This window comes from Pseudomonas sp. PvP027, from assembly GCF_017833005.1.
GTDB lineage: Bacteria > Pseudomonadota > Gammaproteobacteria > Pseudomonadales > Pseudomonadaceae > Aquipseudomonas > Aquipseudomonas congelans.
Genome location: NZ_JAFIBK010000001.1, coordinates 2,730,313 through 2,756,252 on the forward strand (window position 1 = coordinate 2,730,313; position 25,940 = coordinate 2,756,252).

Annotated in this window: 15 protein-coding genes; 8 read left to right on the forward strand and 7 right to left on the reverse strand. The window is 60.2% G+C overall.

The window, feature by feature from the left end; all coding sequences use genetic code 11:
• Positions 1-2: 2 nt before the first annotated feature.
• Both waaF and glnE read right to left on the reverse strand, forming a co-directional pair.
• On the reverse strand, positions 3-1,037 hold the full coding sequence (waaF, locus tag JOE33_RS11485) for a lipopolysaccharide heptosyltransferase II (protein WP_187625033.1): 1,035 nt from the start codon (positions 1,035-1,037) through the stop codon (positions 3-5).
• A gap of 129 nt (positions 1,038-1,166) precedes the next feature.
• A complete protein-coding gene (glnE, locus tag JOE33_RS11490; RefSeq protein ID WP_096130733.1) occupies positions 1,167-4,124 on the reverse strand; it encodes a bifunctional [glutamate--ammonia ligase]-adenylyl-L-tyrosine phosphorylase/[glutamate--ammonia-ligase] adenylyltransferase in 2,958 nt (985 codons plus the stop codon).
• 384 nt (positions 4,125-4,508) lie between these two features.
• Here glnE and aceE point away from each other — a divergent pair, with 384 nt between their 5' ends.
• The 5 genes from aceE (at position 4,509) to yccS (ending at position 14,368) form a co-directional block, all read left to right on the forward strand.
• Positions 4,509-7,154: a pyruvate dehydrogenase (acetyl-transferring), homodimeric type gene (aceE, locus tag JOE33_RS11495; RefSeq protein WP_003422379.1), complete on the forward strand. Its 2,646-nt coding sequence runs from the start codon at positions 4,509-4,511 to the stop codon at positions 7,152-7,154.
• A gap of 142 nt (positions 7,155-7,296) precedes the next feature.
• Complete coding sequence (gene aceF / locus JOE33_RS11500) at positions 7,297-8,937, forward strand: dihydrolipoyllysine-residue acetyltransferase (protein WP_187625032.1); 1,641 nt, start codon at positions 7,297-7,299, stop codon at positions 8,935-8,937.
• 320 nt (positions 8,938-9,257) lie between these two features.
• Positions 9,258-10,637, forward strand: a complete 1,380-nt coding sequence (dbpA, locus tag JOE33_RS11505) for an ATP-dependent RNA helicase DbpA (RefSeq protein WP_010440122.1) — start codon at positions 9,258-9,260, stop codon at positions 10,635-10,637.
• A 217-nt stretch (positions 10,638-10,854) separates the two neighbouring features.
• Complete coding sequence (locus tag JOE33_RS11510; protein ID WP_187625031.1) at positions 10,855-12,033, forward strand: NAD(P)/FAD-dependent oxidoreductase; 1,179 nt, start codon at positions 10,855-10,857, stop codon at positions 12,031-12,033.
• A gap of 136 nt (positions 12,034-12,169) precedes the next feature.
• Complete coding sequence (yccS, locus tag JOE33_RS11515) at positions 12,170-14,368, forward strand: YccS family putative transporter (RefSeq protein ID WP_010440116.1); 2,199 nt, start codon at positions 12,170-12,172, stop codon at positions 14,366-14,368.
• Here the strand turns inward: yccS and JOE33_RS11520 are convergent.
• A complete protein-coding gene (locus JOE33_RS11520; protein WP_010440113.1) occupies positions 14,331-15,086 on the reverse strand; it encodes a transporter substrate-binding domain-containing protein in 756 nt (251 codons plus the stop codon). The two genes, yccS and JOE33_RS11520, sit on opposite strands and share 38 nt — an antisense overlap.
• 228 nt (positions 15,087-15,314) lie before the next feature.
• Here JOE33_RS11520 and JOE33_RS11525 point away from each other — a divergent pair, with 228 nt between their 5' ends.
• Positions 15,315-15,773 (forward strand): GNAT family N-acetyltransferase, encoded by a 459-nt coding sequence (locus JOE33_RS11525; protein WP_003305636.1) that lies wholly within the window; start codon positions 15,315-15,317, stop codon positions 15,771-15,773.
• A gap of 7 nt (positions 15,774-15,780) precedes the next feature.
• Here JOE33_RS11525 and JOE33_RS11530 read toward each other — a convergent pair whose 3' ends face one another.
• From JOE33_RS11530 to JOE33_RS11540, 3 genes are read right to left on the reverse strand one after another with little or no spacing between them, the layout of a single operon-like run.
• Positions 15,781-16,077, reverse strand: a complete 297-nt coding sequence (locus tag JOE33_RS11530) for a winged helix-turn-helix domain-containing protein (RefSeq protein ID WP_122529490.1) — start codon at positions 16,075-16,077, stop codon at positions 15,781-15,783.
• Between the two features lie 38 nt (positions 16,078-16,115).
• Positions 16,116-16,628 (reverse strand): M48 family metallopeptidase, encoded by a 513-nt coding sequence (locus JOE33_RS11535; protein WP_032615474.1) that lies wholly within the window; start codon positions 16,626-16,628, stop codon positions 16,116-16,118.
• A gap of 32 nt (positions 16,629-16,660) precedes the next feature.
• Positions 16,661-18,799: an EAL domain-containing protein gene (locus tag JOE33_RS11540; protein WP_163023342.1), complete on the reverse strand. Its 2,139-nt coding sequence runs from the start codon at positions 18,797-18,799 to the stop codon at positions 16,661-16,663.
• 317 nt (positions 18,800-19,116) lie between these two features.
• On the opposite strand from JOE33_RS11540, the gene JOE33_RS11545 reads away from it, so the two are divergent.
• Positions 19,117-19,788, forward strand: a complete 672-nt coding sequence (locus JOE33_RS11545) for a polysaccharide lyase family 7 protein (RefSeq protein WP_010440102.1) — start codon at positions 19,117-19,119, stop codon at positions 19,786-19,788.
• An 83-nt stretch (positions 19,789-19,871) separates the two neighbouring features.
• Here JOE33_RS11545 and putP read toward each other — a convergent pair whose 3' ends face one another.
• Positions 19,872-21,359 carry a sodium/proline symporter PutP gene (gene putP, locus JOE33_RS11550; RefSeq protein WP_010440098.1) on the reverse strand — a complete coding sequence of 496 codons (1,488 nt, stop codon included), beginning with the start codon at positions 21,357-21,359 and terminating at the stop codon, positions 19,872-19,874.
• Positions 21,360-21,806: 447 nt separating this feature from the next.
• On the opposite strand from putP, the gene putA reads away from it, so the two are divergent.
• Positions 21,807-25,760: a trifunctional transcriptional regulator/proline dehydrogenase/L-glutamate gamma-semialdehyde dehydrogenase gene (putA, locus tag JOE33_RS11555; protein WP_187625030.1), complete on the forward strand. Its 3,954-nt coding sequence runs from the start codon at positions 21,807-21,809 to the stop codon at positions 25,758-25,760.
• Positions 25,761-25,940: the final 180 nt, after the last annotated feature.

Here is a 25,940-nt window from a genome sequence, read left to right on the forward strand (position 1 = left end):
AATCAGGCAACCTCCACCGGCGTGCTACTCAGGCGGCTCAGCGCCTGAGTCACGGCGTCCGGCTCAAGCAGACGCATGCAGTTGTAATGGCCGAAGCGGCAGGTGCGCTCGAAGCACGGGCTGCACTCGAGGCCGAGTCGCACCACCTCGACTTCATCGGCCAGCGGCGGTGTGAAGCCCGGTGAGGTCGACCCGTAGACCGCCACCAGCGGACGGTTCAGCGCCGCGGCCACATGCATCAGGCCGGAGTCGTTGGACACGACGGCATCGGCGCACGACAGCAGGTCAATGGCTTCGGCCAGCGAGGTCTCGCCACTGAGGTTGACGGACTCCTCACGCAGGCCGGGAATCAGCTCCTGACGAATGCTCTCACCGACCGGGTGATCCTTTTTCGAGCCAAACAGCCAGACTTGCCAGCCTTCGCGAATGCTCGCGTCAGCAACCTGTGCGTAATGCTCGGCGGGCCAGCGTTTGGACTCGCCGAACTCCGCGCCGGGGCACAGCGCCAATACCGGACGATCCAGAGTCAGGCCGAATTTGCTCAGTGCCGCATCGCGCGTGGTCGGGTCGATGCGCAGGCTTGGCCGCGGGTAAGGACGCGGCAACTCGACGCCCTTGTCGAAGGCCAGGGCCATGAAACGCTCGATCATCAGCGGATAGCGCTGCTTGTCGAGGGTTCGCACGTCATTGAGCAGGCCGTAGCGAAACTCGCCGCGCCAGCCGGTACGTTTCGGGATACCTGCGAAAAACGGCACCAGCGCGGATTTCAGCGAGTTGGGCAGCAGGATAGCCTGATCGTATTGGCCAGCCAGGGACTTGCCGATCCGGCGACGGGTCGCCAGTTCCAGGGCTCCGTGCCCCAGCGGAAAACTGAGCGCAGCACGAACCTCCGGCATGCGCTCCAGTATCGGACGGCTCCATTCAGGGGCCAGCACGTCGATTTCGCACTCGGGATGACGCTGTTTCAGACACTGGAACAGCGTTTGTGCCATCACCATGTCACCGACCCAGCTAGGCCCAACGATCAGAATTTTCATGTTCTATCCAAAAACGACCAGAAACGATCAGGGAGGCCGATCAGACTGCGTGACGTTCCCACACAACCTGTCGCCTCCCTGTCATAGCTTTATAGAGTGTTGCAGCGGAATGTGGCGTTGCCGTGAGGCTCAGCTCAACCCCATCTGCGTCCAGATCCGCATCACTTCACGCCGCTGGGCATGAAACTGATCGCCGCTGACCACGCCTGCCTGCTTCTGCAAGGCCTGGCGATGTGCCGCCGAGCGATACGCCTTGTAGGCCTCGCGCAACAGGCCGGCATCCGTATCCGGCAGCAGTCCGGCCTCTTCAAGCCCTTCGAGAATCCGGATGTTGTCGGTGTATTGCAGCAGCGCGGGATGCTCTCTGGACCACGCCAAGGCGGCGTATTGCACCATAAATTCGATATCGACGATACCTCCGGCGTCCTGCTTGAGGTCGAATGGCACCGCCGCCTCGAAGGCATTGGCCGCCCTGCCGGCCGCTGTCACGCGGGTGCCGAGGTTGTCACGCATCTTGGCGCGCATATCGCTGACTTCGGCGCGCAGCTTGTCCAGATCGCGTTCGCGCCCCAACACATCGGCACGGACTTTCTCGAATTGCTCGCCGACATCCCGGCTGCCGGTCATGACCCGCGCCCGGACCAGCGCCTGATGCTCCCAGGTCCAGGCCTCATTGGCCTGATAACGGGCGAAAGCGCCCAGAGAGCTGACCAGCAGACCAGAGGCCCCCGAAGGCCGCAGGCGCATGTCGACGTCATACAGCTGACCGGAGTTGGTTTGGGTGGTCAGCAAATGGATCACCCGCTGCCCCAGCCGAGTGAAGAACTGCGCCGTATCGATCGGCTTGGCACCGTCGGTCTCTGCTTCCAGATCGCCATCATGAATGAACACCAGATCCAGATCGGAGCCGTGCCCCAGCTCGATGCCGCCGACCTTGCCGTAGCCGACGATCACGAAGCCCGGATCGCACAACGTGCCGTCCGGGCGTAAAGGCGTGCCGTGACGGGCCACGCTGTAGCGCCAGGCCAGCGCGAGCACCTGATCGAGAATCGCCTCGGCCAGCCAGGTCAGGTAATCACTGACTTTCATCAATGGCAGGCTGCCGGATATCTCGGACGCCGCGACCCGCAGGCTGTGCGCCAGTTTGAAATGCCGCAGGGCTTCCATCTGTTGTTCAAGGTCGTCCTCGGGGATACGGATCAGCCGCTCGCGCAACTCGGCCGCCAGTTCCGGGGCCAGCGGCGGATTGAACAGGCGCCCCTCGTTGAGCAACTCATCGAGCAGCAACGGAAAGCGCGCGATCTGTTCGGCAATCCACGGGCTGGCGGCGCACAGGGTCAGCAGTTGTCGCAGCGCGTCGGGGTTTTCCGTGAGCAGCACCAGGTACGCCGAGCGCCGCGCGACGGCCTCAACCAAGGGCAGCACGCGTTCCAGTACCAGGTCGGGCTTCTCATGTTCCACCGCCTGAGCCAGCAGACGAGGGATGAACGCGTCCAGCCGTTCACGGCTCAGACGCTGCATCGAACGCAGGTTGGGGCTGCTGCGCAGGTTGGCCAGATTTTTCAACGCCTTCTCGGCGTCGACGAAGCCGGCCTGCGACAGTTGGCGACCCGCGGCTTCTTCGTCCTGGGACTCTTCCCACAACGGCAGCCACTCGCCCCCCACCACCACTTCGTCATCTTCATCTTGCTCGTCGTCCGGGTCGGCGTCGGGGTCAGCAATGACCTGGCGAAAGTGCCAGGCCACACGGCCACGCCAGTACATCAGCCGCTCGTGAAAGGCCGCCCAGTCAGCGAAGCCCATGATCAGGGCAACACGCGCCTGATCCTGTTCGTTGTCCGGGAGCATCTGCGTCTGACGGTCGGCAATCGCCTGAATGGCGTGCTCGGTGTAACGCAGAAATTCGTAGCCCTCGCGCAACTCTTCGGTCACGGCCGAGGGCAGATAGCCCTGCCCCTCAAGGGTTTTCAGCACTTTGAACAACGGCCGCTGCTGCAGACTCAGGTCGCGGCCGCCGTGAATCAGTTGAAAGGCCTGGGCTATGAACTCCACCTCGCGAATGCCGCCAGCACCCAGCTTGATGTTCTCCGCCATGCCCTTGCGCTTCACTTCCTGCTGAATGAGCTGCTTCATGGTGCGCAGCGCTTCGATGGCCGAGAAATCCAGATAGCGGCGGTAGACGAACGGACGCAGCATCGCCAGCAGTTCGGCACCGGCAGCCTGATCGCCACCGACCACACGCGCCTTGATCATCGCGTAACGTTCCCAGTCCCGGCCTTGGTCCTGGTAATACTGCTCCAGCGCGTTGAAGCTGAGCACCAGTGCCCCGGAAGAGCCGTAGGGGCGCAGGCGCATGTCGACCCGAAACACGAAACCGTCGACGGTCACCGGGTCGAGCGCCTTGATCAGCCGCTGGCCCAGGCGAATGAAAAACTCCTGATTGTCCAGCGCACGCTTGGTGCCGACAGTCTCGCCGCCCTCCGGGTAACCGAAGATCAGGTCAATGTCCGAAGACAGGTTCAGTTCGACCGCGCCGAGCTTGCCCATGCCCAGAATGACCATATGCTGGGGCTGCCCGGAATGACGTCCGGTCGGGGTGCCGAACTGCTGGCAATGCCGGGGGTATAACCATTGGTAAGCCAGATCGATCGACGCATCGGCCATGTCCGACAGGTCACGGCAGGTTTCGATCAGGTTTGCCTGACGGGTCAGGTCACGCCAGATAATCCGTACTTGCTGGCGTGCGCGCTGTCGACGTAGATTACGCCCCAGTTCATCCTCGCTGGCGGCGCTCGACAGCGCATCGGCAAGCTGACCGCGCAATTGGCCGGCAGAGAAACTACGCTCCAGCTCGCCCGAGTCGGCCAGTTGCAGGAGCATCTGCGGATCACGGCAGACTTGTTCGGTTACAAAATCACTGGCGGCGCAGACCCGGTCGAATGCTGCCTTTCGAGCCTCGGGCCAGGCTTTGAAAGAAGCCAGCGCGTCCTCGGACAAGGCAGTCAGCGCGGCCTGAAACATCTGCCGGGCGCGGGTGATCGATGGCAGCAGAATGGCCGGAAATTCGGCCAGTAAAGGTAGGCTCATGGTCTATCCTTGATCGGCGTGCAGACGCCCGTCCGTCGTTACGGCGAGACGCGTCTGCCAGCACCGCTTGTCGAACAAAGGTTATAAATTGCTGGAAAAATCAAATTAGAAGCATAAAAATCCGCTTTTTCCCTGCAAGATATTCAATAGCGATCAACAGTAACGTTTTAAGCTACACGACAACAGGAGCGATTGAGACGCTTCTCTGTAGTTTTACTACTGGGTCCGATACTCGGAGGGCTGAAATCGTCGTCGATTTGTAGTAAAACTACACGCCGCCGGATCCCACCCTCCGGTAATCCAAGAATTTATGTCGTCTGCCCACAAGGCCAGTCGCAAACTCAGGCAACCGATTCTGGAAGCCTTTCCGCCCTGGAGCAAGCCATGCAAGACCTCGATCCCGTCGAAACCCAGGAATGGCTGGACGCCCTGGAATCGGTTCTCGACAAAGAAGGCGAAGACCGCGCTCACTACCTGATGACCCGTCTGGGCGAGCTGGCCACCCGTAGTGGCTCGCAGCTGCCGTACGCCATCACCACGCCATATCGCAACACCATTCCTGTCACCCACGAAGCACGCATGCCTGGCGACCTGTTCATGGAACGCCGCATTCGCTCGCTGGTGCGCTGGAACGCATTGGCCATGGTTGTCAAAACCAACATCGGCGACCCGGATCTGGGCGGCCACATCTCCAGCTTCGCCTCCAGCGCCACGCTGTACGACATCGGCTTCAACTATTTCTTCCAGGCCCCGACCGACGAACACGGCGGCGACCTGATCTACTTCCAGGGTCACGCATCGCCAGGCGTATATGCCCGTGCATTCATGGAAGGCCGCATCACCGAAGAGCAAATGACCAACTTCCGTCAGGAAGTCGACGGCAATGGCCTGTCGTCTTACCCACACCCGTGGCTGATGAAAGATTTCTGGCAGTTCCCGACGGTATCGATGGGCCTTGGCCCGATCCAGGCGATCTACCAGGCGCGCTTCATGAAGTACCTGGAGCACCGCGGTTACATCCCGGAAGGCAAGCAGAAAGTCTGGTGCTTCCTGGGTGACGGCGAGACCGACGAGCCGGAATCCCTGGGCGCCATCGCCCTGGCCGGTCGCGAGAAGCTCGACAACCTGATCTTCGTCGTCAACTGCAACCTGCAGCGCCTCGACGGCCCGGTTCGCGGCAACGCCAAGATCATCCAGGAACTCGAAGGCGTGTTCCGTGGTGCCCAATGGAACGTCACCAAAGTCATCTGGGGCCGTTTCTGGGACCCACTGCTGGCCAAGGACGTCGACGGTATCCTGCAACGTCGCATGGACGAAGTCATCGACGGCGAATACCAGAACTACAAGGCCAAGGACGGCGCGTTCGTCCGCGAGCACTTCTTCAACTCGCCTGAACTCAAGGCGATGGTTGCCGATCTGTCCGACGACGAGATCTGGAAACTCAACCGTGGCGGCCACGACCCGTACAAGGTCTATGCGGCCTACCACGAAGCCGTCAACCACAAGGGTCAACCGACCGTTGTTCTGGCCAAGACCATCAAGGGTTATGGCACCGGCGCCGGCGAAGCGAAAAACACTGCGCACAACACCAAGAAGGTCGATGTCGACAGCCTGCGTCACTTCCGTGACCGTTTCGACATCCCGGTCAAGGACTCCGAACTCGAAGCCCTGCCGTTCTACAAGCCGGAAGAAGGCAGCGCCGAAGCCCGTTACCTGAGCGAGCGTCGTGCTGCGCTGGGTGGCTTCGTACCGCAGCGTCGCGCGCAGAGCTTCAGCCTGCCGACCCCGCCACTCGAGACCCTCAAGGCCATCCTGGATGGCTCGGGCGATCGTGAAATTTCCACCACCATGGCTTTCGTGCGCATCCTGACGCAACTGGTCAAGGACAAGGAAATCGGTCAGCGCATCGTGCCGATCATCCCGGACGAAGCGCGTACCTTCGGTATGGAAGGCATGTTCCGCCAACTGGGCATCTACTCGTCGGTCGGCCAGCTCTACGAGCCAGTCGATAAAGAACAAGTGATGTTCTATCGCGAAGACAAGAAAGGCCAGATCCTCGAAGAAGGCATCAACGAAGCGGGCGCCATGTCCTCCTTCATCGCTGCCGGTACTTCGTATTCCAGCCACAACCAGCCGATGATTCCGTTCTACATCTTCTACTCGATGTTCGGTTTCCAGCGTATCGGCGACCTGGCCTGGGCCGCTGGCGACAGCCGCACCCGTGGCTTCCTGATTGGCGGCACCGCCGGCCGTACCACACTGAACGGTGAAGGCCTGCAGCACGAAGACGGTCACAGCCACATCCTGGCATCGACCATCCCGAACTGCCGCACCTTCGACCCGACTTACGGTTACGAACTGGCAGTGATCATCCAGGACGGCATGCGCCGGATGTTCGAAGAGCAGCAGGACGTTTTCTACTACCTGACCGTGATGAACGAGTCCTACGCCCAGCCAGCCATGCCGGCCGGTGTGGAAGAAGGCATCGTCAAGGGCATGTACCTGCTCGAAGAAGACACCAAGGAAGCGGCGCACCACGTCCAGTTGCTGGGCTCGGGCACCATCCTGCGTGAAGTTCGCGAAGCGGCGAAGATTCTCCGTGACGAGTTCAACATCGGTGCCGACGTCTGGAGCGTCACCAGCTTCAACGAGCTGCGTCGCGACGGTCTGGCTGCAGAGCGCAACAACCGCCTGCACCCTGGCCAGAAGCCGCAGCTGAGCTATGTCGAGGAATGCCTGAACGGTCGCAAGGGTCCGGTCATCGCATCCACGGATTACATGAAGCTGTTCGCTGATCAGATTCGTCAGTGGGTTCCAACCAAGGAATACAAAGTCCTGGGCACCGACGGTTTCGGCCGTAGCGACAGCCGCAAGAAGCTGCGTCACTTCTTTGAAGTCGATCGTCACTTCGTGGTGCTGGCAGCCCTGGAAGCCTTGGCTGATCGTGGCGATATCGAACCTAAAGTCGTGGCTGAAGCCATCGCCAAGTTCGGCATCGATCCTGAAAAACGCAATCCACTGGACTGCTAAGAGTCTGCTTCAAGAGCGCTGATCAGAGCGTAAACAGCCGAGGATGCGGAATTTACTTGCCGTAAATGAGCATCCAAGGCTGTTTCGTTGTAACTGAACCAGCGTATTCGTGAGTGAACAGGTTCTCCTAAGGAGAGACATAGTGAGTGAGTTAATTCGTGTACCCGACATCGGCAACGGTGAAGGCGAAGTCATTGAATTGATGGTCAAGGTCGGTGATCGCATCGAAGCCGACCAGAGCGTTCTGACGCTTGAGTCGGACAAGGCGAGCATGGAAATCCCTGCTCCCAAGGCTGGCGTCATCAAGGCCATGAAGGTCAAGCTGGGCGACCGCCTGAAAGAAGGCGACGAGCTGTTCGAACTGGAAGTGGAAGGCGAAGCGGCTGCGGCCCCGGCACCTGCTGCCGAACCTGCCCCTGCCGCTGCCGAAAAGCCGGCCGAAGCGGCACCTGCACCCGCGGCTGCCGCCGAGCCTGCCCCGGCAGCCAGCGCCAGCGTTCAGGACATCCACGTGCCGGACATCGGTTCGTCGGGCAAGGCCAAGATCATCGAACTGATGGTCAAGGTCGGTGACAGCATCCAGGCCGATCAGTCGCTGATCACCCTGGAATCCGACAAGGCCAGTATGGAGATTCCTTCTCCGGCAGCAGGCGTTGTCGAGAGCATCGAAGTCAAGCTGGACCAGGAAGTCGGTACCGGCGACCTGATCCTGAAACTGAAAGTCGAAGGCGCCGCGCCCGCCGCTGCTCCGGCGCCTGCCGCCAGCGCACCTGCTGCTGCCCCGGCCAAGGCCGAGGCCGCAGCTCCTGCAGCCCCTGCGCCCAAGGCAGAGGCTGCACCTGCTCCAGCGGCTCCGGCAAAAGACGGTGCCAAGGTTCATGCAGGCCCGGCCGTTCGTCAGCTGGCCCGCGAATTCGGCGTCGAGCTGAGCGCGGTCAGCGCCACCGGTCCGCACGGCCGTGTGCTGAAAGAAGACGTTCAGGTTTACGTCAAAACCATGATGCAGAAGGCCAAGGAAGCTCCAGCTGGCGGCGCAAGCGGTGGCTCGGGCATCCCGCCGATTCCGGAAGTCGATTTCAGCCGTTTCGGCGAGATCGAAGAAGTACCGATGACGCGCCTGATGCAACTCGGCGCTTCCGGCCTGCACCGCAGCTGGCTGAACATTCCGCACGTCACGCAATTCGACCAGGCCGACATTACCGACCTGGAAGCTTTCCGTGTCGCGCAGAAAGGCGCTGCCGAGAAGGCTGGCGTCAAGCTGACAGTTCTGCCGCTGCTGCTCAAATCCTGCGCCCACCTGCTCAAGGAGCTGCCGGACTTCAACGCTTCGCTGGCGCCTAGCGGCAAGGCCGTGATCCGCAAGAAGTACGTGCACATCGGCTTTGCCGTGGACACCCCGGACGGCCTGCTGGTCCCGGTCATCCGCGACGTCGATCAGAAGAGCCTGTTGCAACTGGCTGCCGAAGCCGCCGCACTGGCGGAAAAGGCGCGCAACAAGAAACTGACTGCAAACGACATGCAGGGCGCGTGCTTTACCATCTCCAGCCTCGGCCACATTGGCGGCACCGGCTTCACGCCGATCGTCAACGCGCCGGAAGTGGCGATCCTCGGTGTTTCCAAGGCGACCATCCAGCCAGTCTGGGACGGTAAAGCCTTCCAGCCGAAACTGATGCTGCCGCTGTCGCTGTCCTACGATCACCGCGTGATCAACGGCGCAGCTGCTGCCCGCTTCACCAAGCGCTTGAGCGAATTGCTGGCGGACATCCGCACAATCCTGCTGTAAGCCCTGCAGGCCCGTCCCCGGACGGGCCTTGCTGTACACCTTTGCGAGCTGCCACGCTCGAACCTCAACCCCGCCCTCCAGCGGGGATTTTTTTGCCCTGGATATCGCGCCCATGCTCCGCGCTCATTGCTGGATCCTGTGGGAGTGACCGGGGCGGCGATCCGCATTGCTCACGAAGACCATGGTCCAGACGCCCCATCTTCTGGAGCTGTAAGGGCCCCTTCGCGAGCAGGCTCGCTCCCACGACCTTTATCGTCGGTGCCAGGTCTGACTGGCGGGTGATACACTACGCGACATTTTTGTTTTGCAGGTCCACCGTCGTGACTAACACCGCTTTCAATTCCCTGCCTCTGTCCGCTGCCATGCTGGCTAACCTGGAGTCGCTTGGTTATGCCGAAATGACACCGATTCAAGCGCAGAGCCTGCCGGTGATCCTCAAGGGCATGGACCTGATCGCGCAAGCCAAGACCGGCAGCGGCAAGACCGCTGCGTTCGGCATCGGCCTGCTCAACCCGATCAACCCGCGTTTCTTCGGTTGCCAGGCACTGGTCATGTGCCCGACCCGCGAACTGGCGGATCAGGTCGCCAAGGAAATCCGCCGTCTGGCGCGCTCCGAGGACAACATCAAGGTCCTGACCCTGTGTGGCGGCGTGTCCTTTGGCCCGCAGATCGGCTCGCTGGAGCATGGCGCGCACATCATCGTCGGCACGCCGGGTCGCATACAGCAGCATTTGCGCAAGGGCTCGCTGGTCCTGGACGGCCTGAACACGCTGATTCTCGATGAAGCCGACCGCATGCTGGACATGGGTTTCTACGACGCCATCGCCGACATCATCGAGCAGACCCCGCAGCGCCGTCAGACCCTGCTGTTCTCCGCGACCTACCCGGTTGGCATCAAGCAGTTGTCGTCGAAGTTCATGCGTGACCCGCAGACAGTCAAGGTCGAGGCACTGCACGCCGACAGCCAGATCGAGCAGATTTTCTACGAGATCTCCCCGGAGCAGCGCCTGGAAGCAGTGGTCAAGGTACTCGGCCATTTCCGTCCTACGTCCTGCGTGGCGTTCTGCTTCACCAAGCAGCAGGTTCAGGAGGTGGTCGATCACCTCACCGCCAAGGGCATGTCTGCGGTCGGTCTGCATGGCGATCTGGAACAGCGTGACCGTGATCAGGTGCTGGCGATGTTCGCCAACCGCAGCACCTCGGTACTGGTCGCCACCGACGTGGCCGCGCGCGGTCTGGATATCGACGCGCTGGACATGGTGATCAACGTCGAGCTGGCGCGTGATTCGGAAATCCACATCCACCGCGTCGGCCGTACCGGTCGTGCAGGTGAGAAGGGTATTGCCGTGAGCCTCGTGGCGCCGTCGGAAAGCCAGCGCGCCCGTGCCATCGAAGAGTTGCAGAAAGCGCCGCTGAACTGGCAGCAATACGACAGACTGAGCATCAAGGAAGGCGGCAAGCTGCTGCCTGCCATGACCACCCTGTGCATCGGTTCGGGCCGCAAGGACAAGCTGCGTCCGGGCGACATTCTCGGCGCACTGACCGGTGAGGCAGGCATTGCTGGCACTCAGGTCGGCAAGATCGCAATTTTCGACTTCCAGGCCTACGTTGCCGTCGAGCGCAGCATGGCCAAACAGGCTCTGGAGCGTTTGAACAACGGCAAGATCAAGGGCAAGTCGCTGCGCGTGCGGATTTTGTAAAGTTTATCGTTGACCCTGATAGTCCCTACACTCCGCGCCAAGCGTCATATACAGGCACCGAAGGGCCCGAAAACGCGGTTTTCAGGCTTGTGCCCACAGTGCGCGGGAGCGAACTTGGTCGCTCCCGCGCACTGTGGCCAGAATCAAGAACAGGCTTGTGTATGGCTTAGCGCGGAGCATGGGAACGATCGTGACCTGAAGATCGAGGAACCACGCTGTGCCCGTTACTGACGTTGTAATCATTGGCGCCGGTGCCGCCGGCCTGATGTGTGCGTTCACCGCTGCCGCTCGCGGGCGCAAGGTGATGTTGATTGATCACGCCAACAAGCCCGGCAAGAAGATCCTGATGTCCGGTGGCGGGCGGTGCAACTTCACCAACATGTACACCGAGCCGGCCAACTTCCTGTCGCAGAACCCGCACTTCTGCAAATCGGCCCTGGCCCGCTACACCCAATGGGATTTCATCGCGATGGTCGCCAAACATGGCGTGCCTTATCACGAGAAGAAGCTCGGCCAGCTTTTTTGCGACAACAAGTCCAGCGACATTCTGGAAATGCTTCTGGAAGAGTGCCGACAAGCCGGTGTCAGCCTGCACATGGACACCGCTGTGCAGCAGATCGAAAAGACCGACGCCGGCTACAGCCTGCAGACCACACTGGGCACCCTGAACTGCCAGTCGCTGGTGATTGCCACGGGCGGGCTGTCGATTCCGACCCTGGGCGCGACCGGCTTTGGCTATCAGGTCGGCAAGCAGTTCGGCCACACGCTGCTGCCGACCCGCGCCGGGCTGGTGCCGTTCACCATCACCGATCAGCTCAAGGAGCTGTGCACCGAGCTGTCAGGCACCTCGGTGGATTGCCTGGTGAGCTGCAACGACACCAGCTTCCGCGAGAACATCCTGTTCACCCATCGCGGCCTCAGTGGCCCGGCGATCCTGCAGGTTTCCTCGTTCTGGCAGCCCGGTGACACGGTGGAAATCAACTTGCTGCCCGATCATGACGTACCCGCCTGGCTCAACCAACAGCAGGCAGAGCGCCCCAACAGTGAACTGAAAACCCTGCTGGGCGAGGTTTTCACCAAGAAGATGGCCAACCTGATCGCCGAACACTGGTTCGTTTCAAAACCGATGAAGCAGTACACCCACGCCGAACTGGCCGAGATCGCCGAAAAGCTGGCGAGCTGGCAGGTGGTCCCGGCGGGCACCGAGGGCTATCGCACTGCCGAAGTGACGCTGGGCGGCATTGATACCCGTGAAGTGTCGTCCAAGACCATGGAATCGCTGAAATCCCCCGGTCTTTATTTCGTGGGTGAAGTACTGGACGTGAGCGGCCATCTGGGCGGCTTCAACTTTCAGTGGGCGTGGGCGTCGGCCTATGCTGCCGCACAATACGTGTGACGTAGTCGCTGATACGCAACATCAAGACACGGCAAACCGGTATAAATTTTGCGAGGCGGATGTACAGCCAGTCATTTGGTCTGTACATATCCTCCTGCACGATCGATCAATTGTGAACAAGGCCGTCAGCTGACCCATGGCATCGAAATCTCTCCGTCATACATTCCGTCGATTGTGGGCGCTGGATAAATTCAGCTATAGCGTTCGAGTCTTTATCGCACTGACCGGCAGCATGGCGCTGTGCTGGTATCAGAACGAAATGGCGTTACTGATCCCGCTGTTTCTGGGGATTATCGCCTGCGCCCTGGCCGAGACCGATGACAGCTGGCAAGGCCGACTCAATGCCCTGGCCGTGACCCTGGTGTGTTTCAGCATCGCCGCCCTGGCTGTCGAATTGCTCTTCCCCTACCCCATTCTGTTTGTCTGTTCACTGGCGCTGGCCAGCTTCTGCCTGACCATGCTGGGCGCGCTGGGTGAACGCTATGGCGCGATTGCCTACGGCACGTTGATCCTTTCGGTCTACACCATGATCGGCGTCGATCAGCGTGGCGGTGAAGTACTGGACTTCTGGCATGAACCGATGCTGCTGGTGGCGGGCGCTGCCTGGTACGGCCTGCTGTCGGTGCTGTGGCAGATGCTGTTTTCCAACCAGCCGGTGCAACAGGCGCTGGCGCGGCTGTTTCGTGAGCTGGGCCAGTACCTGAAACTCAAGTCGACCCTGTTCGAACCGATTCGCACACTCAACGTGGAGGCTCGTCGTCTGGAACTGGCGCAGCAGAACGGCAAAGTGGTCGCCGCGCTGAACTCCACCAAGGAAATCATCCTGCACCGCGTCGGCAGCGGTCGCCCCGGATCCAAAGTCAGCCGCTACCTGAAGCTGTACTTCATCGCTCAGGACATCCACGAGCGCGCCAGCTCGTCGCATTACCCCTACAACTCACTGGCCGATGCGTTTTTCCACAGCGACGTACTGTTCCGCTGTCAGCGCCTGCTGCGTCAACAGGGGGTTGCCTGTCAGGCGCTGTCGGAATCCATCCAGCTGCGTCAGCCGTTCGTGTATGACCCAAGCTTCGCCGAAGCCATGGAAGATTTGCACGCGTCCCTCGAGCATCTGCGCATCCAGAGCAACCCTGCGTGGCGTGGCCTGCTGCGTTCGCTACGCGCGCTGGCCGCCAACCTCGGTACCCTGGACCGTCTGATCAGCGATGCCAGCAACCCGGACGCCGTGGCCGACGCCACCGACAGCAGCCTGCTGGACCGCTCGCCGCGCAACCTCAAGGATGTCTGGACACGCCTGCGCCTGCAGATGACCCCGACCTCGCTGCTGTTTCGTCACGCCCTGCGCCTGCCGCTGGCGTTGACCATCGGCTACGCAACGGTGCACCTGATTCACCCGTCACAGGGCTACTGGATCATCCTGACCACGGTGTTCGTCTGCCAGCCCAGCTACGGCGCCACCCGGCTCAAGCTCGGCCAGCGGATCATCGGCACCGCGATTGGCCTGACGGTCGGCTGGGTGCTGTTCGATCTGGTTACCAGCCCGATTCTGCAATCGATGTGCGCGGTGCTGGCCGGTGTAGTGTTCTTCGTCAATCGGACCACGCGCTACACCCTGTCGACCGCCGCCATCACAGTGATGGTGCTGTTCTGTTTCAACCAGGTGGGCGACGGTTACGGCCTGTTCCTGCCCCGGCTGTTCGATACGTTGCTGGGCAGCCTTATCGCCGGTCTCGCAGTATTCCTGTTTCTGCCCGACTGGCAGGGGCGGCGCCTGAACAAGGTGCTGGCCAATACCCTGACCTGCAACAGCATCTACCTGCGGCAGATCATGCAACAGTACGCCAAGGGCAAGAGTGACGACCTCGCCTACCGACTGGCGCGGCGCAACGCCCACAACGCCGACGCCGCACTGTCGACCACGCTGGCGAACATGCTTATGGAGCCCGGCCACTTCCGCAAGGAGGCCGACGTCGGCTTCCGCTTTCTGGTGCTGTCACACACGCTGCTCAGCTACCTCTCAGGCCTCGGCGCGCACCGTGATACGCAGTTGCCGAGTGATGTCCGCGAACACCTGATCGATAACGTCGGTGCCACACTGGCCGCCAGCATCGACGAAATCGCCGCAGGGCTTGCCGAGAAGAAACCGGTTGCGGTACAGAGCGATGCCGAGGAAGGGCTGGCCGCGCAACTTGAGCAACTGCCCGAAGACATGGATGAAAGTCAGCGGCTGGTGCAAGCCCAACTGGCACTGATCTGCCGCCAACTGGCACCGCTGCGCACCCTCGCCGCGCACTTGATCAAAGCTCCGGAGGCGCCTGCAACCCATGCAGTCTGAGCAATTCATCGTAGGTACCGTCCGCTTTCATGGCGGCAATTTCGCGATCGAAGTCAGCGACGATCTTTTCGTGGTGGGGATTTTTCAGGCTGACCAGAATATGCAGGCTGTTCTCGCTCAACGAACCCGGTAGAAACTCGACCCGGTCACGAACCTCGTCCGGTTCCATCGCCAGGTTGTAGCGGGCTACATATTCGTCTTCCAGGGTCAGGTCGACACGCTCGGCGGCAAGCATGCGTATGGCAGTGGAGAAGTTTTGCACAGGGACTTTCTGCAACAGGGTGTCGCTGTCAAATGCAGGCGAATAAGCGTAACCGCGCACCACCGCGATCATGTACTTGTGCAACTGCTCATGGGTCAGCGTGCCAATGGTCGACTCCCTGCGTTTGATGAGGCGCACCCGATTGAGCAGGTATTCCGCAGAAAACTGGCCAATTTTCGTACGATCCTCGCTGAACCAGGCATTGATCAGCACATCATGACGCCCTTGGCTCAAGCCCAGCATCGCGCGTGCCCAAGGCACTTGCTCATACAGCGTGGTGTACCCGGCACGGCGCAGCGCGGTATTGACGATATCGGTTGCCAGCCCGCCGTTGAGCAGCAGCGCGTCGGTAAAGGGTGGCCAGGGGTCGGCGACCAGACGCAGCTTCTCCGCCGCATTGGCGTGCGCCATCAGCAGAACGACCAGCAACCCCACCGCTCGAAGCAACTGCGACATGCTCAGGTTCCTGAAAGGGGCGGCGTGCCCGATTTAATCCTATCGGCAGTAAAGCGCTCGTCCGTGAGAGCGCCTGCCGTTTTTAATTGAAGACCTGAAGCAGGCAGTAGACAAGCCGGGCAGGCAACATGCTCACCCAACGCAACATTCACATCGTTGACGGCGTTTATTGGGAATGTCGCCGGATACGTTTAGACTTCGCTTCTGGTTTCCCTGCGAGTCTGCGACATGTCTATCAAATGGATCTGCAAACATCACACCGAGCTGAGCATCGAGCAACTCTATGCCGTGCTGCAACTGCGTGCCGAGGTGTTTGTGGTCGAGCAGCAATGCGTGTATCTGGACGTCGACGGACAGGACCTGACGGGCGACACCTGCCACCTGATGGCCTGGCAGGAAGACAAGCTGGTCGCCTACCTGCGTCTGCTTGACCCCATTCAGCAAGGCGGCGACGTGACCATCGGCCGGGTGGTGACAGCGCCTTCGATTCGCAGCAGGGGCATCGGCCATGAACTGATGGAACAGGCTCTGGAAAACGCCGAACGCAAATGGCCCGACCAACCCATCTATCTATCGGCACAGGCGCACCTGCAGGGCTATTACAGCCGCTACGGCTTCAATCCAGTGGGCGAGGTCTACCTGGAAGACGACATCCCGCATATCGGCATGCGTCGCGATCTGGACTGAACCCCGCTCAGGGATACTTCAGCACGGCCTTGATGCGCGGCAGATTGTCGGCAATCCAATTCTTGTCAACGGCGCCCCAGTCACGGATCCGGTAGCTGCCGGCGTGATTGCGGCCGCCTTCGAGCTGCTCGAAGTCACACACAATGTCCAGATCGGCCAGCGCACTGATCGTGTCCTGAGCGGTACGACGAGGCATGCCGGTTGCCGCCATCAGCTCAGGGACACTGCTGGCGATCTGTGAATCGATCAGATACGCCACGTACAGGCGGCGATAGAAACTGCTTTTGGTCTTGCTGACCTGCATCGTCGAATCCTTTTTCAGTGCCTGGCTCAGCATGGCGCTCATGCGGCCTGCAGATCGCGGTACGTCAGGTACACGCGCAAATCGAATTCCAGCTGGTGATAACCGGGCAACATGTGCTCGCACAACTGGTAGAACGCCTTGTTGTGGTCTGACTCACGAAAGTGCGCCAGCTCGTGCACGACGATCATTTTCAGAAACTCAGGCGGCGCTTCCTTGAACAGCGCGGCCACACGAATCTCGTTACTGGCCTTGAGCTTGCCGCCCTGTACTCTGGATATCTTGGTGTGCAGACCCAGCGCGCGATGCGTCAGGTCGAGACGATTATCGAAAAGAACCTTCTTGATGGCTGGCGCGTTGCGCAGGTGATCCTGCTTGAGCGCCAGCGCATAGGCGTACAGGGCCTTGTCGCTCTGGATCTGATGCCGCGCGGGGTAGCGCTGCTGCAGATAATCCGCCAGGCGACCCTCGGCAATCAGTTGCTGCACCTGATCCTGCAGCGCCTGCGGATAGGCCTGCAGGTATTTGAGCGGAGCATGGCGGGATGCAGTCATGGGGCCTTTGCATGAGATCGAAAGACGTCATTCTACAACAATCTGTTCTGCCTCAAGCCCGCCACGTCAAAGTGTCCGGGAAAGCGCAACGCATCTTCCGGCACCATCGGATGAGCGATCAAGAACCCCTGAATGACCTGACAGCCGTTGTCGGCCAGCCATTGATATTGCTCGGCCGTCTCGACGCCTTCGGCAATCACCAGCATATCGAGGTTGCGGCTCAGGTCGATAATACTGCTGGCCATCGCCGCCTCGCGCTTTGATCCGACGATGTTGGCCACGAAACGCCTGTCCAGCTTCAAGGTGTCGAGTTGAAGATTGCGCAGGTGCGACAGCGAGCATTCGCCCGTGCCAAAGTCATCGAGCGCAATGCGCACGCCGACGTCATGCAACAACTTCAGCTGTTTATGGCTGTGCGAAAGGTTGTTCACCAGCGCGGTTTCGGTGATTTCCACCTCGATCTGCCCCGGCTTCAGTTCGAAGCGATCCATCGCGCGTTTCAATTCCGAGGCCAGATTGGGCAGACAGAATTGTGTGGGACTGACGCAGACACTCAGCACCGTGTCGGGCGCAAAGATCCGGCTCCACGCCTGACGCTGCTCGGCGCCCTGATCAAAGATCCAGCTGCCGAGCCGGTTGATCAGCCTGGTCTCCTCCAGCAGCGGAATGAACAGCGCCGGCGGGACCTCTCCGACTGCAGGATGCTGCCAGCGCAGCAAGGCCTCAAACCCACGCAAGCGACCATCCGCCACATGGATCTGAGGCTGGTACACCACCGAAAAATCCTTGCCGTCGATGGCCGTGCGTACGCTTTCCTCAAGCATCAGTCGCGAGCGGGCGCGCCCGTTCATGTTCTGATCATAGAACCGGTATTGCTGCCGCCCCGCACGCTTGGCCTCGTACATGGCGATATCTGCCGCGCGCAGCAAACCGTCCAGATTCGAGCCGCAGTCCGGAAAAGTCGCAATGCCGACACTGGCACCCAGGGTGATATCGACACCGTCGACCTGGCGTCTGCCGGACACCCGCTCGATGAGCTTTTCGGCGATCTTGGCCGCCTGCTCAGGGTAATCCAGCCCGTCGATCACCACCGTGAACTCGTCGCCGCCGATGCGCGCCAGCACATCATAGGGGCGCATGCTGTCCTTGAACTGCTCGGCGACCCAGAGCAATACCTGATCACCCGCTTCATGGCCCAGCGCGTCGTTGATCTGCTTGAAACCATCCAGGTCCATGAACAGCACGACCAGATACTTATCAGCCCGCTCGTTGCGCAACAGCATGCTTTCAACCGCCTGATAAAGCCCCCGGCGATTGAGCAGACCTGTCAAGGCATCGGTAACGGCCTGTTTTTCAAGTTGCTGATAAAGATCACGGACCACCGACATATCGAGAACCGTCAACACCATCGCTTTCTGTTCAGCAGGCAGCGCCGCGCAGGACAGCGCAACCGGCAGCTGCGTGCCTTGCGCGGTACGCAGAATGGCGTCATGCGCCCGATAGGTATCGGCCTTGCGATAGTGCTGGTAGAAACCCGAATCCAGCCAGCTGCCCACCTTCGGTTCGATGATGTAGTCCAGCACCTGGGTGCCGCGAAGGTGATCGACGGTGGTGCTCAGTAACTGACAGATGGCCGGGTTGGCGAAGCTGATGGTACCTGTTTCATCAACGACCAGAATGCCTTCGGCGACATTTGCCAACACCGACGCGTTGAACGCACGAGCCGATTCCAGCTCCAGCGAAAGCTGTTGCAGCGCGCGGCGATTGCGCTGTTGCTCAAGCAGGGTCTGTACCTTGGGCTTGAGCACATTCGGGTCGAAGGGCTTGAACAGATAATCCGTCGCACCATTCGCATAGCCCTTCTGTACCGCGTCCTGGGTCTGCTCATTGGCGGTGAGAAAGATAATCGGCGTAAGGCGGGTGCGCTGACTGCCGCGCATCAGTCGCGCGACCTCGAAACCGTCCATGCCCGGCATTTGCACATCCAGCAAAACCAGGTCGACTTCCTGCTCGAGAAGTACCGTCAATGCTTCGATTCCGGAACTTGCCGTCACGATGTGCCAGTCCGTTCTTTGCAGAACAGCGCACATCGTCACCAGATTTTCCGGGTAATCGTCTACAACAAGTAAAACTGAAGAGCCATCATCTGGCTGGGTTGGCACGCGTTCCATGCTGCTTCTCTGTGTGGGCATGACGCCTGAGACTCAGGACGACCGTCATACTTTGGAATAACTCTAGCCTCGTCTTGCCAAAAGCAGAAGCAAGGCGCCTCTTCCCTACTGTCAAAGTTCGATCTAGCCGACTAACGGTCATTCTCTACACCCCTTGCAGGCTCTGCCCTGCAGAAGAAGTGACAGCACTTTGACGCCATCCGTTCGACATTTTTTTATTAACAAATTGTCCTACAAGCCGTATAAAAGTCGGCTGAAGTCTCGCGCCAGAGGCTTTTTCTATGAGCGATACAAAGACATTTACGGACGGAGACATAATGGTAGATCTTGGATCGTGGAATCTCAGCATCCCGGTGGGGTCACCCCCCAAGACCATCGAAACCGCTCAGTTAGTAAAAGGCTATGACGGTAAATATTTCAAATCAAAAACCGACTCCATTGTGTTCTGGTCGCCCGTTACCGGCAGTAAAACCGAGAACGCAAAATATTCCCGTAGCGAACTTCGCGAAACGTGGGCCGATGGTTCGCTGCACAATTGGGTATATCCGGATGCCGACAACTATCTGAATGCCAAACTGGAAGTCGACCAGGTGCCCTCCACAGGCAAGGTTGTCATCGGACAAATACACGCCTACGAGAGCACAGAGCCGCTTCTGAAAGTCGAGTTTCAATACAAGGAAGACACCAAGACCGGCGATATCGTTGCAAAAGTCCGCAACCGCTATGACGATGACGAAAGCAAGGTTTACACCATCGCAGAAGGGGTGAAGCTGAATGAGACATTCAATTACGTCATTCACCTGAGCAAGGGCGGAAAACTGTCCGTCAGCGCCAAGGATAAGGACTGGAGCACGCGCATCAGCGAGACCTGGCGGGACAAGCCCCTGTACTTCAAGGCGGGGGTGTATACCCAGGACAATACTGGCTACACCTCGGAAGGCGGCAAGGCGACGTTCTACAACCTGGACATCGATCACAACCAGAGCTGATTGACACGCTGCTCCCTGCCCATACACAAAACGGCCCGCACTTCACCAGGAAGAACGGGCCGTTTGTGTTTCAGTCAGACCTCTCAGCGGTTGGCTTTGAAATCCTGCTCGGCTGCCAGGAAACGCGTCTGCATGGACGCAGAAGCAGGCTTGCCGATCAGGCTGAATACCACGATGGCGATGCTGGCAAGGATGAAGCCCGGGATGATTTCATACAGTCCCATCGTACTGAACTGTTTCCAGAGCACCACGGTCGCCGCCCCGACAATCACCCCGGCCAGAGCGCCGTTGCGGGTCATGCCCTTCCACAGCACCGAAATCAGCACTACAGGGCCAAAGGCTGCACCGAAACCGGCCCAGGCGTAACTCACCAGGCCCAGCACGCGGTTTTCAGGATTGGCCGCCAGCAGAATGGCGATGATCGCGATCAGCAATACCATTGCTCGACCGACCCAGACCAGTTCGACCTGCGAAGCGCCTTTGCGCAGGTAAGCCTTGTAGAAGTCCTCGGTCAACGCACTGGAGCACACCAGCAACTGGCAGCTCAGCGTACTCATGACCGCAGCCAGAATGGCCGACAGCAACACGCCTGCAACCCAGGGATTGAACAGCAGCTTGGCCAGCTCGATGAATACCCGTTCCGGGTTTTCAGTCACCGGCCCGGCAACCTCCGGGTGCGCCGAGAAATAGGCGATGCCGAAGAAACCCACCGCCACGGTGCCGCCCAGGCAAAGGATCATCCAGGCCATGGAAATGCGTCGGGCGCTGGCAATCGACTTGACCGAATCGGCTGCCATGAAGCGCGCCAGGATATGTGGCTGACCGAAATAACCCAGGCCCCAGCCAAGCAGGGAAATGATGCCGATGAAAGTCGTGTTCTTGAACATGTCGAAGCTGGTCGGATCTTTCGCTTCAATCGCCAGGAAGGTGGTATCGACGCCGCCTGTTGCCAGTAGAACGATGATCGGCGTAAGGATCAGCGCGAAGATCATCAGCGTGGCCTGCACGGTGTCTGTCCAGCTCACCGCCAGGAAACCACCGACGAAGGTGTAGGCAATGGTCGCCGCAGCACCGGCCCACAGGGCAGTTTCGTAGGACATGCCGAAGGTGCTTTCAAACAGACGCGCCCCCGCAACGATGCCCGACGCGCAATAGATGGTGAAGAACACCAGAATCACGATGGCCGAGATGATGCGCAGCAGGCCACTGTTGTCTTCGAAACGGCTGCTGAAGTAATCCGGCAGGGTCAGTGCGTCGCCGTTGTGCTCTGTCTGCACACGCAGACGGCCGGCCACGAACAGCCAGTTCAGGTAGGCGCCGATGATAAGACCGATGGCGATCCAGCTCTCCGACAGGCCGGACATATAGATGGCACCGGGCAAACCCATCAACAGCCAGCCGCTCATGTCAGAGGCACCTGCTGAAAGAGCGGTGACCACGCTGCCGAGGCTGCGTCCGCCAAGAATGTAGTCCGAAAGGTTATTGGTAGAGCGATAGGCCATCAGGCCGATCAATACCATTGCCGCTATATAGATCACGAACGTGATCAAGGTAGGGTTGCTGACACTCATGAGTTCTGCCTTGGCATTATTTTTATGTTGGCACCCGATGCCAAAGGGAATAGCGACCGATATCCGGCCCATCCCTGCTTTTGCACCCGACACCGCGTTGACTGATCGCTCCGCAAGGATCGGCAATCAATGACTGGCGGTTGCACCGCGGGAACGAATCCTATTAAACAAAGCAAACAAGGTGCAACCCATTTCATCGCGCAAGTTGCACCTGTTACAAAAAACCCGGCGCACGTGCATTTACGCGCCATTTTAGGGCGCTTTCAGTTCAATTTACAAAAAAACGCGCACCAGCATTGAGCGCAGCGCCATTTTATCAACCACTCGCCGGGAACCTCATGAAATATTCTCCAAATCGGGTTGCACCCGGTTGCACCCTACCCCGTCGCGACGCTAATCTGCGCCAAAGCCGATGCCACCTCCGCGTGGCTATAAAGAGGACAACACATGGCCACCACCACTCTGGGCGTCAAACTTGACGACCCGACCCGCGAGCGTTTGAAAGCCGCAGCCCACTCCATCGACCGCACCCCGCACTGGTTGATCAAGCAGGCGATTTTCAATTACCTGGAAAAGCTCGAGAGTGGTGCAACCCTGTTGGAGCTCAACGGCGTTGCCGGCAAGGACAACGAAGACCGCGGCGAGCTGGTGGAAGATGCAGGACTGCAATGCTTTCTGGATTTTGCCGAGAGCATTCAACCGCAGTCCGTATTACGTGCAGCCATCACTTCGGCCTACCGTCGCCCCGAGCAGGAAGTGGTGCCGATGCTGTTGGAGCAGGCCCGCCTGAGCGCACCTGTTGCCGAAGCCACCAACAAGATGGCCGCGTCGATTGCGGAGAAACTGCGTAACCAGAAAAGTGCTGGCGGTCGCGCGGGCATCGTTCAAGGCCTGTTGCAGGAGTTTTCACTGTCCTCTCAGGAGGGCGTCGCGCTGATGTGCCTGGCCGAAGCACTGCTGCGTATTCCGGACAAGGGCACCCGCGATGCCCTGATTCGCGACAAGATCAGCAACGGCAACTGGCAGCCGCACCTGGGCAACAGCCCGTCGCTGTTCGTCAACGCCGCCACCTGGGGTTTGCTACTTACCGGCAGGCTGGTTGCCACTCACAATGAGGCGGGCCTTACGTCCTCGCTGAGCCGCATCATCGGTAAAAGCGGCGAACCGATGATCCGCAAGGGCGTCGACATGGCCATGCGCCTGATGGGCGAGCAGTTCGTCACTGGCGAAACCATCGGCGAAGCTCTGGCCAATGCCAGTCGCTTCGAAGCCAAGGGCTTCCGTTACTCCTACGATATGCTGGGTGAAGCGGCACTCACCGAACATGATGCGCAGAAGTACCTGGCGTCTTACGAGCAGGCTATTCACTCCATCGGCAAGGCCTCCCACGGTCGCGGCATCTACGAAGGTCCGGGGATTTCCATCAAGCTCTCGGCACTGCACCCACGCTACAGCCGCGCCCAGTATGAGCGGGTGATGGATGAACTGTACCCGCGCCTGCTGTCGCTGACCCTGCTCGCCAAGCAATACGACATCGGCCTGAACATCGACGCCGAAGAAGCCGATCGCCTGGAGCTGTCGCTGGATCTGCTCGAACGCTTGTGTTTCGAACCGCAGCTCACCGGCTGGAACGGCATCGGTTTCGTGATCCAGGCTTATCAGAAGCGCTGCCCTTATGTAATCGATTACGTGATCGACCTGGCGCGCCGCAGCCGTCATCGTCTGATGATCCGTCTGGTCAAGGGCGCGTACTGGGACAGTGAGATCAAGCGCGCCCAGGTCGAAGGCCTGGAAGGCTATCCGGTGTACACACGCAAGGTGTACACCGACGTGTCGTACATCGCCTGCGCCCGCAAGTTGCTGGCAGCACCGGAAGTCATCTATCCACAATTCGCCACGCACAATGCCCACACCCTGGCGGCGATCTACCAGATCGCCGGGCAGAACTATTACCCCGGCCAGTACGAGTTCCAGTGCCTGCATGGCATGGGTGAGCCGTTGTATGAGCAGGTCGTGGGCAAAGTCGCCGACGGCAAACTGAATCGTCCTTGCCGCGTGTACGCCCCGGTCGGCACTCATGAAACGCTGCTGGCCTATCTGGTGCGGCGCCTGCTGGAAAACGGCGCCAACACCTCGTTCGTCAACCGGATTGCCGACCATTCGATCTCCATTCAGGAACTGGTGGCCGATCCGGTCAGCCAGATCGAACGCATGGCGACACAGGAAGGCGGTTTCGGCCTGCCGCACCCGCGCATTCCGCTGCCGCGTGATCTGTACGGAACCGAACGCGCCAACTCCAGCGGCATCGACATGGCCAACGAGCATCGTCTGGCTTCGCTGTCTTCAGCCCTGCTGGCGACCGCGCACAACGACTGGAAAGCTGCCCCGATGCTGGGCTGCCCCTCGAGTGTAGGCACGCTGAGTGCTGCCTTGAATCCATCGGACCTGCGTGACGTGGTCGGTCATGTGCAGGAAGCCTCTCTGCAAGACGTCGATAACGCCATCCAGCGCGCCTTGAGCGCCGGTCCGATCTGGCAGGCCACTCCGCCTGTCGAACGCGCGGCGATTCTGGAGCGTGCCGCTGACTTGATGGAGGCTGAAATCCAGCCATTGATGGGCCTGCTGGTCCGTGAAGCGGGCAAAACCTTCGCCAACGCCATCGCCGAAGTGCGCGAGGCCGTGGACTTCCTGCGCTACTACGCCGTGCAGGCGCGCAACGACTTCACCAACGACGGTCACCGTCCGTTGGGCCCGGTGGTCTGCATCAGCCCGTGGAACTTCCCGCTGGCGATTTTCAGTGGTCAGGTGGCAGCTGCATTGGCGGCAGGCAACCCGGTGCTGGCCAAACCTGCCGAGCAGACACCACTGATCGCCGCACAGGCCGTGCGCCTGCTGCTTGAAGCGGGCATCCCGGAAGGCGTGGTGCAATTGCTGCCCGGACGCGGCGAAACCGTAGGTGCCGGACTAGTCGGCGACGAACGTGTCAAAGGCGTCATGTTTACCGGCTCGACCGAGGTCGCCCGCCTGCTGCAACGCAATGTAGCGGGTCGCCTGGACTCACAGGGTCGCCCCATTCCGCTGATCGCCGAAACCGGTGGCCAGAACGCGATGATTGTCGACTCGTCGGCACTGACCGAACAGGTGGTGATCGACGTAGTGTCTTCGGCATTCGACAGCGCCGGTCAACGTTGCTCGGCACTGCGCGTGCTGTGCCTGCAGGAAGACTCTGCCGACCGCGTCATCGAAATGCTCAAGGGCGCGATGGCCGAGAGCCGCCTCGGCAATCCGGAACGCCTGTCCGTGGACATCGGCCCGGTGATCGACGCAGAGGCCAAGGCGGGCATCGAAAACCACATCCAGGCCATGCGCGACAAGGGCCGCACGGTCTATCAGGTGGCCATCGCCGACAGCGCCGAACTCAAGCGTGGCACTTATGTGATGCCAACCTTGATCGAACTGGAAAGCTTCGATGAGCTGCAACGCGAAATCTTCGGTCCGGTACTGCACGTGGTGCGTTACAAGCGCAAGGAGCTTGGCCTGCTGATCGACCAGATCAATGCGTCCGGTTATGGCCTGACTCTGGGCGTGCATACCCGCATCGACGAGACGATCGCCAAGGTCATCGACAACGTCCATGCCGGCAACGTCTACGTCAACCGCAACATCGTCGGCGCAGTGGTGGGCGTACAGCCATTCGGCGGCGAAGGCCTGTCCGGCACCGGCCCCAAAGCCGGTGGCCCGCTTTACCTGTATCGCCTGCTGTCGACGCGCCCGCAGGATGCCATCGAGAAATCGTTCGTCCGCAGCGACGCGCTGTCTGCACCGGATACGCGCCTGCGTGAAGTGCTGGGCAAGCCGCTGCAGTCACTGAAGGCCTGGGCTGCCAGCCACCAGCAAACTGATCTGGACACCCTGTGCAGCCAATACGCCGAGCAATCGCAAAGCGGCATCACCCGCCAGTTGGCGGGCCCGACGGGCGAGCGCAACAGCTACGCGATCCTGCCGCGTGAACATGTACTTTGCCTGGCTGACGACGAGAACGATCTGCTGATTCAACTGGCGGCGGTCCTGGCGGTGGGCGGCTCTGCGGTGTGGCCGGAAACCGACATCAGCAAACCGCTCCGGGCCCGTCTGCCAAATGACGTGCAGGCACGTATCAAACTGATACCTGACTGGACCAAGAACGAAGTCGCCATCGACGCCGTCCTGCACCACGGCGACTCCGATCAGCTACGCGCCATCTGCCAGCAGATCGCACAACGCAGCGGTGCCATCGTCGGCGTCAACGGCCTGTCCCACGGCGAAACCAACGTGCCACTGGAACGTCTGGTGATCGAGCGGGCTTTGAGCGTCAATACTGCAGCGGCGGGTGGTAATGCGAGCCTGATGACGATCGGCTGATGCCATGCGGTAACAGCTGACGCAGAGCGTCACGAAAGGCATTCCCACGCTGGAGCGTGCGGAACGGGAGGTGTCGAAGGACACCGACCGTCCCCATGCTCTGACATGACTATCGTGCCAATGCTCCGCGTTGGCACGCAGTTCTGACCACTCTCGATACCCCCTGCACACGCTTGACCA

Coding starts and splice junctions, on each gene's coding strand:
- waaF (WP_187625033.1), bottom strand. CDS start 1,037: ATGAAAATTCTGATCGTTGGGCCTAGCTGGGTCGGTGACATGGTGATG.
- glnE (WP_096130733.1), bottom strand. CDS start 4,124: ATGAGCCTACCTTTACTGGCCGAATTTCCGGCCATTCTGCTGCCATCG.
- aceE (WP_003422379.1), top strand. CDS start 4,509: ATGCAAGACCTCGATCCCGTCGAAACCCAGGAATGGCTGGACGCCCTG.
- yccS (WP_010440116.1), top strand. CDS start 12,170: ATGGCATCGAAATCTCTCCGTCATACATTCCGTCGATTGTGGGCGCTG.
- JOE33_RS11520 (WP_010440113.1), bottom strand. CDS start 15,086: ATGTCGCAGTTGCTTCGAGCGGTGGGGTTGCTGGTCGTTCTGCTGATG.
- JOE33_RS11525 (WP_003305636.1), top strand. CDS start 15,315: ATGTCTATCAAATGGATCTGCAAACATCACACCGAGCTGAGCATCGAG.
- JOE33_RS11530 (WP_122529490.1), bottom strand. CDS start 16,077: ATGCAGGTCAGCAAGACCAAAAGCAGTTTCTATCGCCGCCTGTACGTG.
- JOE33_RS11535 (WP_032615474.1), bottom strand. CDS start 16,628: ATGACTGCATCCCGCCATGCTCCGCTCAAATACCTGCAGGCCTATCCG.
- JOE33_RS11540 (WP_163023342.1), bottom strand. CDS start 18,799: ATGGAACGCGTGCCAACCCAGCCAGATGATGGCTCTTCAGTTTTACTT.
- JOE33_RS11545 (WP_010440102.1), top strand. CDS start 19,117: ATGGTAGATCTTGGATCGTGGAATCTCAGCATCCCGGTGGGGTCACCC.
- putP (WP_010440098.1), bottom strand. CDS start 21,359: ATGAGTGTCAGCAACCCTACCTTGATCACGTTCGTGATCTATATAGCG.
- putA (WP_187625030.1), top strand. CDS start 21,807: ATGGCCACCACCACTCTGGGCGTCAAACTTGACGACCCGACCCGCGAG.